The organism is Bradyrhizobium sp. USDA 4502, assembly GCF_054063355.1.
This window is the reverse complement of sequence record NZ_JBSSGF010000001.1, coordinates 1,332,337-1,346,409: the sequence shown is the minus strand read 5'-3', so window position 1 is coordinate 1,346,409 and position 14,073 is coordinate 1,332,337. Positions and strand designations below refer to the sequence as shown.

The window sequence follows — 14,073 nt, the reverse complement described above, 5'->3', positions numbered from 1 at the left end:
CGAGCGTGGAGATATTCCGTCGCTACAGCCCCAGATACGCCTTGCGCACGTCGGGATTGCCGCTGATCTCGGCGGCGGTGCCCTGCATCAGCACGCGGCCGGTCTGCAGGATGTAGGCGCGGTCGGCGATCTCGAGGCATTCGGCCATGCGCTGCTCGACGATCAGGACCGTCATGCCGGCGTCGCGGATGCGCTTCACGGCCTGGAAGATCTCGTCGACCAGTTTCGGCATGATGCCCTGCGACGGTTCGTCGAGCATCAGAAGCCGCGGCCGCGTCATCAGCGCGCGGCCGATCGCAAGCATCTGCTGCTCGCCGCCGGACAGCGTCTCGGCGCGCTGGTCGAGCCGTTCGCCAAGCCGCGGGAACAGCTTGAACACCAGATCGAGCGGCGCGTCGCGGTCAGACTGACTGCGGTAGAGATAGCTGCCGAGGCGCAAATTGTCGCGCACCGACAGCCGCGGAAACAGCCGGCGGTTCTCCGGCACGTAAGCGATGCCGCTTGACGTGATGACGTGCTGCGGCTGGCCGTCGATGCGCTTGCCGTCGAAGGTGACGGTGCCTGCGCGCGGCCGCTCGGCGCCGGCGATCGATTTCAACAGCGTCGACTTGCCCGCGCCGTTGGCGCCGGCGACGCAGACGATCTCGCCCTTGGTGACGTCGATCGACACCGAGGAGATCGCGACCAGGCCCTGATAGGCGGTGGTGACTTCACGCACCGACAGCATGACGATCCCCGAGATAGGCAGAAATGACTTCCGGATTGCGGACGACCTCAGTCGGCTTGCCCTCGACCAGCACCTTGCCGAGATTCAGCACGATGGCGCGATCGACCAGCGGCATCACGATCTCCATCACATGCTCGACCATCAGCACGGTGATGCCGGCGGCGCGGACCTTGCGCACCAGCTCGACGCCGGTCTGCGCCTCGACCGGCGTCAGCCCGGTGAGGACTTCGTCGAGCAGCAGCAGCTTCGGCTCTGTGGCGAGCGCGCGGGCCACCTCGAGCCGGCGCTTCTCCGACGGCACGAGGTCGGCGGCGAGCTTGTCGGCGCGCGCGGCAAGGCCGCAGAACTCCAGCACCTCGTAGGCCTTCTGCCGCGCGATGCGCATCTTGGTGTTGCGGATCAGCGCGCCGACGATGACGTTGTCGATCACGGTCATGGTCTCAAAACTCTTGACGACCTGGAAGGTACGCCCGACGCCGCGCTGGCAGCGTTCCGCCGCCGGTAGCTTGGTCACGTCCTCGCCGTCGAAGATGATCGAGCCCTGGCTCGGCGGCAGCACGCCCGCGATCAGGTTGAACAGCGTCGACTTGCCGGCGCCGTTGGGGCCGATCAGGCCGACGATCTCGCCGCGCCCGACCGAGATCGAGACATCGCTGTTGGCGACGAGGCCGCCGAAGCGCTGCCATACTCCGCGCGTTTCCAGCAGCGCCGTCATCGTGCAGCTCCCTTGCGCAGGGAGAACACGCTGACCAGTCCGCGCGGCAGCGCCAGCGAGATCACGACGATCAACGTGCCGTAGACGATGAGGTCGACGCCGCGCCCGGAGCCGCCGATGAACGAGCGCGTCAGCTCGGTGAGCGGGATCAGGATGACCGCGCCCAGCACCGGGCCCCACAAGGTGCCGATGCCGCCAAGCACCGCAGGCAGCGCCATCAGCAGCGAGAACTGGAAGCCCATCACGCTTTCAGGATCGATGTAGGAGACGAACTGGGCGTAGAAGCTGCCGCCGACCGCAACGAGGAAGGCCGAGACCGCCGCCGCGCCCATCTTGGAATTGAACACGACCACGCCGAGGCTTTCGGCCGCATCGGGATTGTCCTTCACCGCGCGCCACCAGTAGCCCCATTTGGAATCCTCCAGCCACCAGGTGACGAACCAGGCGATGCAGGCCAGCGCCAGCGCGAAATAGAAGTAAGGCAGCTTCGAGCGGGTGAACTGGAATTTCAGCCAGCTGTCGCCGCGCACCGGGATGTCGATGCCGAGCGCGGCGCCGGCCCAATCCCAGTTCTGGATCAACAGCAGCGCGATCTCGGCGATCACGATGGTCGCGATCACGAAATAATGCCCGCGCAGGCGGAAGCAGGGGTAGCCGAGCGCCATCGCGATCAATGCGGAGATCGCCCCGCCCGCCAGCATGCCGAACCACGGCAGCACGCCGAACTTGGTGAACAAGAGCGCGGTGGTGTAGGCGCCGAGCCCGAAATACAGCGCATGGCCGAGCGAGATCTGTCCGCAATAGCCGGACAGGATGTTCCAACTCTGCGACAGCGCCGCATACATCAGCGTCAGCACCATGATGTTCTGGACGTAGACGTCCTTGACAAACAGCGGCACCAGCGCGGCGATCACCGCGAGGCAGGCCGCCACGATCAGGTCACGCCTGCGGCGTTGGGCGAACTGGGTGTCCATCACATCGATCCGAACAGGCCACGCGGGCGGATGAAGACGACCAGCAGGTAAACGGCATAGATGCCGACCGATTTCAGCGACGGCGGCAGGATCAGCGCGGTGGTTGCTTCCACCAGGCCGACGATGATGCCGCCGGCAAAGGCGCCGAACACGCTGCCGAAGCCGCCGAGCGCCACGGTGACGTAGGCGATCAGGGCGAACGACGCGCCCACGTCGGGGTAGACGTAGAAGAAGATCGCCATGATGGCGCCGGCGAGGCCGACCAGCGCCGCACCGAGGCCCCAGCCGAGCGCGAACACCCGGTTCTTGTCGATGCCGACCAGCGCCACCGCGCCGGCGTCTTCGCGCGTCGCCTCGAGCGCGCGGCCGAAATCGGTGCGATTGATGAAGAAGTACAGCGCGACAAAGGCCGCGATCGAGAGCATCGCGCCGATCAGCTGCGGCTCCGGCAGATAGATGCCGGCGATCGACACCGTCTTGCCGCCGACCCAGGAGTTGGTGACGCTGCGGTAGTCGGGCGTGAAGAAGAACTGGGCGAGGCCCCGCATCACGATCGCCAGCCCGAAGGTCGAGAAGATCTGCACCATGCCGGCATTGGCCTTGGCGCGCATCGCGAAGCGGACGATCAATAGATAGACCACCGCACCGAACACGAACAGTGCCGCGGCGACCAGCGGCGCCGAGAGCAAGGGATCGATCGCGAAGAACGCGAACAGGAAGAAGGTCGCGTACATCGCGATCATCAGGAACTCGCCGTGCGCGAAATTCACGACGTCCATCAATCCGAAGATCAATGCGAGGCCTGCGGCGATCAGTCCGTAGAGCAGCCCCATCAACAGGCCGCTCGCCAAACTCTGGATAATGGTCTCGGCTGTCACCGTCGACGCTCCATGTTCCGACCATTGTCTTTAGACCCCGTCATTGCGAGGAGCGAAGCGACGAAGCAATCCATGCTTCCTTTTCGCGGAGACATGGATTGCTTCGCTTCGCTCGCAATGACGGAACATGCGAGACTCTGAATGATGTCTTCGGCTGTCACCGCCGCTTGCCCCCTCTGGCGCCCGACCGATCAGCTGTTCATCGGCCAGATCGCCTCGGAGACGGCGGCCTGTTCCGGGAAGATCGTCACGAAGTTCTTCGCGGAGTACTGCAACAGCACCGGATCGGCGAAGTTGTTCTGCCCCATCTCGTCGAACTTGACGCGCCGCCACGGCATGATGGTCTGATCGCCCGGCATGTCGGTGGCGACCAGCGCCTCGCGGATCTTGTCGCCGTCGGTCGACTTGGCGCGGTTGATGGCGTCCGCCATCACGATCAGGCCCATGAACTGGCGCGACGAATAGTCGTTGAAGTCCTTGCCCGACTTGGCGCGGTACATCTCGTTGATCAGACCGACCATCGGCCGCTTCTGCGCCAGGTCGAGCGAGAAGCTGCCGCGCGAGATCACTCCCTCGAGCTTGTCGCCGACCGCGTCGTAGGTCGCCTTTTCCGAGAAGCCGGCGTCCTGCGCCATGATGTTCTTCGGCTTGTAGCCGAGCTCGGCCATGGTCTTGACCAGGAGGATCGCGTCGGTGGTGTAGCTCGACGGCATCAGCACGTCGGCATTCGCCGCCTTGAGCTGCTGCACCTCGGCGGTCAGCGACGGCGAGTTGGCGCGGTACTTGATGTCGGCCACGATCTTGTAGCCGCGCTCGGCGGCGAGCTTGGTCTGCGCGTTCGCCGAATCGGTACCGAAGATGGTGTCCTCGTGGAACAGCGCCAGCGTCTCGATCTTCTGGCCCTTCTTCTTCATCGCATCGAAGAAGTCGAACATCGCGGTCGAGAACATCTCGTCATGCGGCGAGGCGCGGAAATAGTATTTCAGGCCGCGCCGATGCAGGCTCGGCGAGGAATTGTCGGCGGAGAGGAACGGAACGCCGTAGCGCTCGCAGATCTGGCTGACGGTGACGGCGACCGCGCTCTGATAGGTGCCGATCACGGCGCAGACCTTCTCCTGCGTGATCAGGCGCTCGGCTTCGGCGCGGCCCTTTTGCGGATCGGCCTGGTGGTCGGCGAACACAAGCTTGACCTTGGCGCCGCCGAGGCCGGACAGGCCCTCGCCCTTGGCGAGCGGCAATGCGAAGTCATAGTTCTTGTTGATGATGTCTGCCGCGGTCTCGAACGCGCGCTGCGCGTCGACGCCGATCTGGGCGCTGGCGCCCGAGAGCGGATAGATCACGCCGATTGCCACTTCACTGGTCTGTGCGCGCGCGGCCATCGGACCGAGCGCGGCAGCGGCAGTGGCACCCAGCAACACGTTACGGCGAGAGATCGTCATCGAAATTTCCCCTTGGTCAGCTTGTTATTATCGATGTGACGCTTGTAGCGCGCAGTAAAGCCTCAATGAATTGCACGAATTGCCTATTCAGAGCACAGCGAGCTGCTTGTTCCTGAGATCGGTCACCAGCATCAGGCCCGGCGAATGCGTGATCGCGAACGGCAGCTTCGCACTTGCGATCACCGATTGCGGCGTGACGCCACAGGCCCAGAACACCGGGATCTCGTCATCGGCGACCGGTACCGCATCGCCGTAATCGGGCTTGGCGATATCCTTGATGCCGATCGCATGCGGATGGCCGAGATGGACCGGCGCGCCATGCACCGACGGGAAGCGCGAGGTGATCTGCACCGCGCGGATCGCATCCGCCGGCTTGAACGGGCGCATCGACACCACCATGGGTCCCGCGAACGGCCCCGACGGGCTGCAGGCGATATTGGTGCGGTACATTGGCACACGCAGATTGCGTTCAATGTGACGGATCGGCAGGCCCTCATCCAGCAGCGCCTCCTCGAACGAGTAGGAGCAGCCGAGCACGAAGGTGACGAGATCGTCGCGCCAGTATTTGGTGATGTCGGTCGGCTCGTCCGCCACCTCGCCGTCGCGCCAGACCCGGTAGCGCGGCACGTCGGTGCGGATGTCGAGGTCGAGACCAAGGGCCGGAATGCGGGGATCGCCGACGTCAGACATGCCGATGATCGGGCACGGCTTCGGATTGAGCTGGCAGAAGCGGTGGAAGGCGCCGGCGAGCTTTTCCGGCAGGATCGCGAGATTGCCCTGGACGAAACCGTTGGCGAGGCCGGCTGTGGTGGCCGAGGCCACGCCGTCACGGCAGGCGCGGCGCGCTTCGACGCTCGCCGGCACTGGTTCCCCCTGAGATCGCTGCACTGCCGCAAAAACAGTCATGGGATTCTCCTGCCCATAATCTCGACAAGGACAAACCAACACCAAGCGTGATATAATGTCTAATCGTCCTTTCTAATCAAAATCGATAAAACAGATTTATCGATCGGGAAAATGCTTCCAATGACGGACTTCCGCTCGATCGAGACATTTCTTTGGGTCGTCAAGCTCGGCAGCTTCCGCGGCGCCGCCCAGCGGCTCAACACCACCCAGCCGGCGATCTCCCAGCGCATTGCCCAGCTCGAGCGCGAAATGGGCGTCAAGCTGCTCAACCGCGACCACCGGGTGGCCTCGCCGACCCCGAGTGGACGGCTGATGATGATCTATGCCGAGAAGCTGATCGGCCTGCGTTCGGAGATGATGGCCGAGGTCGGCGACCGTTCGGCGATGCGCGGCGCGCTGCGGCTCGGTGTCGCGGAGACCATCGTGCACACCTGGCTGCCGCGCCTCGTCAAGAGCGTCAACGAGGTCTACCCAAACCTGTCGCTCGAGATCGAGGTCGACATCACGCCCAATCTGACGCAGCGGCTGCTGGCGCAGGAGATCGAGCTCGCCTTCGTGCTTGGACCGGTCTCGGCGTCCGGCGCGCACAACCACGTGCTGTGCGATTACCCGATCGGTTTCCTGGCGAGCCCGGCGCTCGGCCTCGGCGACGGCCCGGTGGCGCGGCAGGACCTGGCGCGGTTTCCGATCATCACCTTTCCGCGCAAGACCCAGCCCTACGAGACCGTGCGCGCGCTGTTCAACGCCCCCGATCTGCCGCCGATCCGGCTGCACGCCTCGACCTCGCTCGCGACCGTGATCCACATGGCCAATGAAGGGCTTGGCATCGCGGTGATCCCGGCGGCGATCGTCGAGAACGAGCTTGCCGACGGGCGGCTGCTGCTGCTCGATACCGACCTCAAGCTGCCGCCCCTCACCTTCACCGCGAGCTGGCTCGCCTCGCCCGATGCGGTCGCCATCGAGCGCGTCGCCAATCTCGCCAGGCAGATCGCGCAGACGAGCGTGGCGGTTGACGGCGCGAGAGTGGCGCGTCATTGAACGATTGCCGGAGATGAACTGTCATTCCGGGGCGATGCGCGAGCATCGAACCCGGAATCTCGAGATTCCGGGTCTGGTCCTTCGGACCATCCCGGAATGACCGAATACAAATGGACTGACGACATGAGCCGAGCCGCCACCAACCTGCAGATCGATTCCGCCCGTCTCTGGGGCACCATCCACGAAACCGCGCAGTTCGGTGCAACGCCCAAGGGCGGTGTGCGGCGGCTGACCTTGAGCGCCGAAGACAAGCAGGTGCGCGACTGGTTCCGCAAGGCATGCGCGGACGCCGGCCTCGAGGTGCAGGTCGACGCGCTCGGCTCGATGTTCGGGTTGAGGAAAGGACGGGACATGTCGAAGCCGCCGATCGGCGTCGGCTCGCATCTCGACACCCAGCCGACCGGCGGCAAATATGACGGCGTGCTCGGCACGCTGGCGGCGCTCGAAATGGTGCGCACGCTGAACGATGCCGGGATCGAGACCGAGCTGCCGATCTGCATTTGCAACTGGACCAATGAGGAAGGCTCGCGCTTTGCGCCGGCGATGATGGCCTCGGCCGCCTATGTCGGCGACTTCACCACCGACGACATCCTGTCGCGCAAGGACGCCGAGGGCGTCACGGTGGCGCAGGCGCTCGACACGATCGGTTATCGCGGCGACGCCCCGGTCGGCCGCCAGAAGTTCACCAGCTTCGTCGAGCTGCATATCGAGCAGGGCCCGATCCTGGAGGCCGAGAACAAGACCATCGGCGTGGTCGATTCCGGCCAGGGCGTGTTGTGGTACGACGGCAAGATCACCGGCTTCGAAAGCCACGCCGGCTCGACCCCGATGCCGCTGCGCCGCGATGCGCTGGCGACGCTGTCCGAGATCGTGCTGGCGATGGAGAGCATCGCGAAGCAGCACGGCCCGAAGGCGGTCGGCACCATCGGCGAGGCCGTGATCGCCGCGCCCTCGCGCAACGTCATCCCCGGCGAGATCGCCTTCACGGTGGATTGCCGCAGTGCCGACGCCACGATCATGGATGCGCTGGACCGCGACCTGCGTGCCGCCGTGAGCGAGATCGCAGCAAAGCGCAAGGTCGAGGTGCAGCTTGATCTCGTCTGGCGCAAGGCGCCGACGCATTTCGATCCCAAGCTGGTCGACGCGGTCGAGAATGCCGCGAAGCAGCTTGGCTATTCGCACCGCCGCATCACCTCGGGCGCCGGCCACGACGCCTGCAACCTCAACACGGTGATGCCGGCAGCAATGGTGTTCGTGCCCTGCAAGGACGGCGTCAGCCATAACGAGCTGGAAGATGCCAAGCAGACCGATTGCGCCGCCGGCGCCAACGTCCTGATGCATACGGTGCTGGCGCTCGCCGGCGTCGCGTCCTGATCTTCCTTTCTCCTCATCGATGGAGGCTTTCGTGCGCGCAGTGTTTGTCGACGCCAATGAATCGCTCGCTGTCATCACGGAGCGGTTGGAAAAGCCAGGCGATCCCAGGATGCGGATCAACCGCAACCCCGACATCAAGTCCGAGGACTATCCAGCGGTGCTCGACGGCGCCGAGATCGCGGTGGTCGACCACACCGCGCTGCCGACCGATGTTGCGAAGAAGTGCGCCGGCCTGAAGCACGTCGTGTTCCTCGGCACCGGCGCGCGCAGCTACATGAACCCGGAAGAGCTCGCCGAGCTCGGCATCTCCGTGCACCTGATCAAGGGCTATGGCGACACCGCGGTCGCGGAGTCAGCGATCGCGCTGATGTGGTCGTCGGCGCGCGTGATCGCGCAGATGGACCGCGAGATGCGCGCCGGCAACTGGCTGCGAGAAGACGGCATGCAGCTCACCGGCAAGACACTCGGCCTGGTCGGCTTCGGCGGCATCGCCGCCGAGGTCGCCCGCATCGCACTCGGCAGCGGCATGAAGGTGATCGCCTGGAACCGGTCGGCCAAGAGCCATCCGGGTGTCGAATTCGTCGATCTCGACACCGTGCTGGCGAGCAGCGACGTGGTTTCGATCCACCTGCTGCTGAATGACGAGACCCGCGACCTGATCACGCGCGACAAGATCGCGAAGATGAAAAAGGGTGTGGTGCTGATCAACACCGCGCGCGGCGCGATCGTCGACGAGCAGGCGATGATCGATGCGCTCAATTCGGGCCACATCCGCCACGCCGGCCTCGACGTCTACAACATCGAGCCGCTGCCGAAGGATCACCCGCTGACCAGGATCCCGAACGTGACGCTGTCGGCGCACTCCGCCTTCCGCACGCCCGAGGCGAGCGAGAATTTGATCCACGCGGCGTGGGAGCACTGCCGAAGGATCGTGAAGGGATGATTTCACCGTCGTCCCGGCCAAGCCAACGGGTCGGCGCAAAGCGCCGCCCGATGACAGGCTCCGCGCGAGCCGGGACCCATAACCATCACTGCCCATTGTCACGAAGGCTGGGGGCACAGCGAGCACCAACAACGAGACCCTGTGGTTATGGGTCCCTGCTTTCGCATGGACGACAGTGGCCGTAGGGTGGCTAACCCGCCCTACGCAGATTGCGAAGCAATCAATAACGACGTCGTCCTGGACAAGCGAGCGTAGCGAGCGCGATCCAGGACCCATTACCACCGGCCTGCGTCATCGCGCAGGGCGGTGGTCAGACCCAGCAACACAACAAGCACTCGGGGTAATGGGTCCTGGCTTTCGCCAGGACGACCCCGTGCTTGACGGCGCAGCCTAATCCACCATCTCCGCGACGGCCGTGCCGCACGCCGTGGTGTCGGCATTGCCGCCGAGATCGCGCGTGCGCAGCGTGCGTTCGCCGAGCGTGCGCTCGATCGCGCCGACGATCGCAGCCGCCGCCTGCTTCTCGCCGAGATGCTCCAGCATCATCGCGCCCGACCAGATCATGCCGATCGGGTTGGCAATGCCCTGCCCGGCGATGTCAGGCGCCGAGCCATGGACCGGCTCGAACACCGAGGGGAAGTCGCCTTCCGGATTGATGTTGCCCGACGGCGCGATGCCGATCGTGCCGGTGCAGGCCGGGCCGAGATCGGAGAGGATGTCCCCGAACAAATTGGAGCCGACCACGACGTCGAACCAGTCCGGATGCAGCACGAAGTTCGCGGTCAGGATATCGATGTGGTACTTGTCCCACTTCACGCCGGGATATTTCTTGGCCATCGCCTCCACGCGCTCGTCCCAGTAGGGCATGGTGATGGAGATGCCGTTCGACTTGGTCGCCGACGTCAGATGCTTCTTCGGCCGCGACTGCGCGAGGTCGAACGCGAATTTCAGGATGCGATCGACGCCGGTGCGGGTCATCACGGTCTGCTGGGTGACGAATTCGCGGTCAGTGTCCGGGAACATGCGGCCGCCGACGGAAGAGTATTCGCCCTCGGTGTTCTCGCGCACCACCCAGAAATCGATGTCGCCGGGCTTGCGGTTCGCCAGCGGCGACGGCACGCCGGGCATCAGCCGCACCGGGCGCAGATTGACGTACTGGTCGAACTCGCGGCGGAATTTTATGAGCGATCCCCACAACGAGATATGGTCAGGTATTTTCGCCGGCCAGCCGACCGCGCCGAAATAGATCGCATCATGCTTGCCGATCTGGTTCTTCCAGTCGGCCGGCATCATCTCGCCGTGCTTCTCGTAATAGTCGTAAGAGGCGAAGTCGAAATGGTCGAACTTCACGTCGACGCCGTGCTTCTTGGCCGCCGCCTCGATGACGCGTAGGCCCTCCGGCATCACTTCCTTGCCGATGCCGTCGCCGGGAATGACCGCAATCCGATACTGCTTCTTTGCGCTGCTCATCGAGAACACCCTTGTGATTTGCCCGGCCGGCAATGCCGCCTATTCTGATGGTCCTGCAATGGACCAAACTTTGCGCGAGCGCAACGCTGCAGTGCAGTGTTGACCGCGGCGCGACCCTGCCCCACCAAATTCGCCGACACCCACTCCTCATACCAAGCGAGACATCCCATGGATCTGCATCTGCGCGGCAAGCGTGTCCTGATCACCGGCGCCTCCAAGGGCATTGGCGCGGCCGCCGCCGAAGCCTTTGCCGAGGAAGGCGCCAACCTCCTGCTCGCCGCCCGCAACGGCGACCAGCTCAAGGCGCTCGCCGAGCGGCTGCGCTCCGCGCACCAGATATCTGCCGCGACCAGCGTGGTGGATCTGCGCAAGTCCGAGGATCTCGCGCGCCTCGCCGGGGAGGCCGCCGACATCGATATCCTTGTCAACAATGCCGGCGATATCCCCGGCGGCTCGATCGACAAGATCGACGAGGCGACCTGGCGGCATGCGTGGGAGCTCAAGGTGTTCGGTTACGTCAATCTGACGCGCGCGATCTACGCCCAGATGAAGGCGCGCGGCGGAGGCGTGATCGTCAATGACATCGGCGCGGCCGGCGAGAAGTTCGACGCCAATTACATCTGCGGCAGCGCCGGCAATGCCGCGCTGATGGCGTTCACCCGCGCGCTCGGCGGCAAGAGCCTCGCCGACAATATCCGCGTCGTCGGCATCAATCCCGGCCCGGTCGGGACCGACCGCCACGTCACGCTGCTCAAGACCCGCGCCAAGAACCAGTTCGGCGACGAGAACCGCTACAAGGAATTCCAGAAGGGCCTGCCGCTCGGCCGGCCCGCACATGCACGCGAGATCGGCGACCTGATGGCGTTCCTCGCCTCCGACCGCGCGGGCTATACGTCGGGCGTGATCTACACGGTGGATGGCGGGCTGACGTCGGGATGGGGTTAGAAATCGCCCCTCCGCTTGTACCGCCGTCATCCTGAGGAGCCGCGCGTAGCGCGGCGTCTCGAAGGATGGGCCACGGGCTGCGCCATCCTTCGAGGCTCGCCGAAGAGGCTCGCACCTCAGGACGACGCCGTCCGCTCGAACAGCTGCCGGATCAGCGTCGTGATGCGGCCCTGCGGCGCCAGCATCTGGTTCATGATGGAGAAATGATCGGCGCCGGCGATCTCCTCATAGGTCACCGGCAGGCCGTAACGGGCGCGATGGCCGGCGAAATCGGCGGTCTGCTTGCGCAGCAGCGGCAGCTCGGCGCTGCCGACCACCAGCGACAGCGGCTTTGCCGTGCCGCCTTCCGCCATCATCGGCGAGTTGCGCCGCGACGCCGCTTCGTCGAGCCTCAGCTTTTCGTTGAGGTAGGAATGCCTGATCGGCTCGAGGTCGTAGATGCCCGAGATCGCCATGCCGGCCCGGACATGGCCGTTCGACAGCGCCAGCGATGTCAGATGTCCGCCGGCCGACCAGCCCGACACCACGATGCCCTCGGCAGCGGCCCCGAGCGCGGGCAACTGTGCGGCCAGAAAGTCGATGCCGGCATGGATCTCGGCGACGATGTCATCGAGCGTCGCATCGGGCGCGAGCGTATAGCCGATCAGCGCGACATTGATGCCGTGGGCCATCGGCCCCTCGGCGAAGATCGTGAACACTTCCTTGGCACGGGTCTGCCAATAGCCGCCGTGGATGAACAAGAGCGTCGGTGCGCCGTCGCGGACTTTCAGGAAGTCGATCCGGTTGCGCTCGCGCGAGCCGTATCTGAGGTCGAGATGGCCGGCGTGCTTTTGCCGCAGTGCCGCCGAGCGTTGCTCCCAGCCGGCGGCGATCTCAGCGCTGCCCTTGACGGCAACGCCGTTGTTCAAGCCGAGGTCACGCTCCTGCTGGCTCATCGCGCGCCAGTCCAGCGCGGAAAACAACGCTGCCATCCCTGCCCCTTCGGTTCTCGTCGCATTGCCACGACGGCAGGAAATGTTCTACAGCACAAGCAAACAGAAGGCATAGGAGCAACGGTGCATGGCTGATCAGGGCTTGGTGAAGGAAACGGCGTGTGCCGTCGTCGAGAAGCTGAAGGCCGGCGACGTCACGCCGCTCGATCTGCTCGACGTGCTGGAGACGCGCATCGCCGAGGTGGACGGCAAGGTCAACGCGCTGCCGACGCTCTGCTTCGACCGCGCCCGCACCCACGCCAAGGCCCTGATGCAGAAACCGGTCAGTGAGCGCGGCCTGCTCGCAGGCCTTCCGGTTCCGATCAAGGACCTCACCGCCGTCTCCGGCGTGCTGACCACGCTGGGCTCGCCGATCTTCAAGGACAACGTCCCGGCGAAATCCGACATCCTGGTCGAGCGTCTCGAAGAGAATGGCGGCGTGATCTACGCCAAGTCGAACACGCCGGAATTCGGCGCCGGCGCCAACACCTTCAACGAGGTGTTCGGCCCGACCCGCAATCCCTGGGACACATCGCGCTCGGCCGCCGGCTCCTCCGGCGGCGCCGCGGCGGCACTTGCGAGCGGCACCGCGTGGCTGGCGCACGGCTCCGACATGGGCGGCAGCCTGCGCAACCCGGCGAGCTTCTGCGGCATCGTCGGCCTCCGGCCGTCGATCGGCCGCGTCGCGCAGACGCCGAAATTCGGCGTCGACCGCACGCTCGGCCAGCAGGGACCGATGGCGCGCAATGTCGAGGACCTCGCGCTGCTGCTCGACGCGATGAGCGGCGAGCATGCCGCCGATCCGCTGTCGCTGCCCGCACTGCCGACGTCGTTCCTGTCGGCGGCGCGGTCAGGCAGCAGGCCGAAGCGCATCGCCTATTCGCCCGATCTCGGCATCACGCCGGTCGATCCCGAGGTCAAGGCGGTGACCCGCAAGGCGGCGGAGCGGTTCGCGGCAGCCGGTGCGATCGTCGAGGAGGCGCATCCCGATTTCAGCGAAGCCCATGAATGCTTCCACGTGCTGCGCGCGTTCGATTTCGCAATCAGCAAGGCCGAACTGCTGCGCACCAAACGCGATCTGCTGAAGCCCGAGGTGATCTGGAACATCGAGGAAGGGTTGAAGCTCACGGTCGAGAAGCTCGAACGCGCCGAGGCGCAGCGCGTCGCGATGACGGCGCGTGCGCTCGAATTCTTCGACAAGTACGACCTGCTGCTGGCGCCCGCGACCATCGTGGCGCCGTTTCCGGTCGAGAACCGCTATGTCGCCGAGTGCGACGGCAAGAAGTTCGACAACTACGTCGAATGGCTCGGCATCGTCTACGCGATCACGCTGGCCTGCTGCCCGGCGCTGTCGCTGCCCTGCGGCTTCACCGCCTCGGGCCTGCCGGTCGGCCTGCAGATGGTCGCAAAGCCGCGCGCCGAGGCGCAGCTTCTGGCCGGCGCGAAAGTGCTGGAGGACATTCTGGGCGTGCGCGGCACCACCCCGATCGATCCGCGGCCGCCGCGATCCTGACCCTTATGGTGGAGAGGCGGGCGATACCCTCCACTTCGTCATTGCGAGCGAAGCGAAGCAATCTGTCACCGAGCGCGCAGAACGATGGATTGCTTCGTCGTTTCAGCGCAAAATTGCTCTGCAATTTTGTCGCGAGCTCCTCGCAATGACGGGGCTATCTATCTCTATGGGACGAAGGGA

13 protein-coding genes are annotated in these 14,073 nt (G+C 65.1%); 5 read left to right on the top strand and 8 right to left on the bottom strand.

Annotated elements, in window-relative coordinates:
• Nucleotides 1-22: 22 nt before the first annotated feature.
• The 6 genes from ACVW1B_RS06000 to ACVW1B_RS05975 form a co-directional block, all read right to left on the bottom strand.
• Nucleotides 23-727, bottom strand: a complete 705-nt coding sequence (locus ACVW1B_RS06000) for an ABC transporter ATP-binding protein (protein ID WP_018270525.1) — start codon at nt 725-727, stop codon at nt 23-25.
• Entirely contained in the window at nt 711-1,442 is a 732-nt protein-coding gene (locus ACVW1B_RS05995) for an ABC transporter ATP-binding protein (RefSeq protein WP_253640332.1), read from the bottom strand. Before ACVW1B_RS05995 ends, ACVW1B_RS06000 begins: the two co-directional genes overlap by 17 nt.
• A complete protein-coding gene (locus tag ACVW1B_RS05990) occupies nt 1,439-2,416 on the bottom strand; it encodes a branched-chain amino acid ABC transporter permease (protein ID WP_016842863.1) in 978 nt (325 codons plus the stop codon). Before ACVW1B_RS05990 ends, ACVW1B_RS05995 begins: the two co-directional genes overlap by 4 nt.
• Nucleotides 2,416-3,294: a branched-chain amino acid ABC transporter permease gene (locus ACVW1B_RS05985; protein ID WP_026192487.1), complete on the bottom strand. Its 879-nt coding sequence runs from the start codon at nt 3,292-3,294 to the stop codon at nt 2,416-2,418. Before ACVW1B_RS05985 ends, ACVW1B_RS05990 begins: the two co-directional genes overlap by 1 nt.
• A gap of 191 nt (nt 3,295-3,485) precedes the next feature.
• Complete coding sequence (locus ACVW1B_RS05980) at nt 3,486-4,733, bottom strand: ABC transporter substrate-binding protein (protein ID WP_316397836.1); 1,248 nt, start codon at nt 4,731-4,733, stop codon at nt 3,486-3,488.
• 87 nt (nt 4,734-4,820) lie between these two features.
• Nucleotides 4,821-5,639, bottom strand: coding sequence for a putative hydro-lyase (locus ACVW1B_RS05975; RefSeq protein ID WP_057017644.1), 819 nt, complete (start codon nt 5,637-5,639; stop codon nt 4,821-4,823).
• A gap of 120 nt (nt 5,640-5,759) precedes the next feature.
• Between ACVW1B_RS05975 and ACVW1B_RS05970 the strand changes: the two genes are divergently transcribed.
• The 3 genes from ACVW1B_RS05970 to ACVW1B_RS05960 all read left to right on the top strand — a co-directional run bounded on the left by ACVW1B_RS05970 (nt 5,760) and on the right by ACVW1B_RS05960 (nt 8,994).
• Nucleotides 5,760-6,677 (top strand): LysR family transcriptional regulator, encoded by a 918-nt coding sequence (locus ACVW1B_RS05970; RefSeq protein ID WP_057017643.1) that lies wholly within the window; start codon nt 5,760-5,762, stop codon nt 6,675-6,677.
• Nucleotides 6,678-6,800: 123 nt separating this feature from the next.
• Nucleotides 6,801-8,051, top strand: a complete 1,251-nt coding sequence (locus ACVW1B_RS05965; protein ID WP_456781211.1) for an allantoate amidohydrolase — start codon at nt 6,801-6,803, stop codon at nt 8,049-8,051.
• Between the two features lie 31 nt (nt 8,052-8,082).
• On the top strand, nt 8,083-8,994 hold the full coding sequence (locus tag ACVW1B_RS05960) for an NAD(P)-dependent oxidoreductase (protein ID WP_456781212.1): 912 nt from the start codon (nt 8,083-8,085) through the stop codon (nt 8,992-8,994).
• A 390-nt stretch (nt 8,995-9,384) separates the two neighbouring features.
• Here the strand turns inward: ACVW1B_RS05960 and ACVW1B_RS05955 are convergent, their stop codons facing one another.
• Nucleotides 9,385-10,464, bottom strand: coding sequence for a tartrate dehydrogenase (locus tag ACVW1B_RS05955; protein ID WP_310882617.1), 1,080 nt, complete (start codon nt 10,462-10,464; stop codon nt 9,385-9,387).
• 168 nt (nt 10,465-10,632) lie between these two features.
• Between ACVW1B_RS05955 and ACVW1B_RS05950 the strand changes: the two genes are divergently transcribed.
• A complete protein-coding gene (locus ACVW1B_RS05950) occupies nt 10,633-11,409 on the top strand; it encodes an SDR family oxidoreductase (RefSeq protein ID WP_057017642.1) in 777 nt (258 codons plus the stop codon).
• A gap of 116 nt (nt 11,410-11,525) precedes the next feature.
• On the opposite strand, the gene ACVW1B_RS05945 is transcribed toward ACVW1B_RS05950, so the two are convergent.
• The gene (locus tag ACVW1B_RS05945; protein ID WP_456821335.1) at nt 11,526-12,380 is read right to left on the bottom strand and encodes an alpha/beta hydrolase; all 855 of its coding nucleotides are present in this window, start codon (nt 12,378-12,380) and stop codon (nt 11,526-11,528) included.
• A gap of 88 nt (nt 12,381-12,468) precedes the next feature.
• On the opposite strand from ACVW1B_RS05945, the gene ACVW1B_RS05940 reads away from it, so the two are divergent.
• On the top strand, nt 12,469-13,893 hold the full coding sequence (locus ACVW1B_RS05940) for an amidase (RefSeq protein WP_310882619.1): 1,425 nt from the start codon (nt 12,469-12,471) through the stop codon (nt 13,891-13,893).
• Nucleotides 13,894-14,073: the final 180 nt, after the last annotated feature.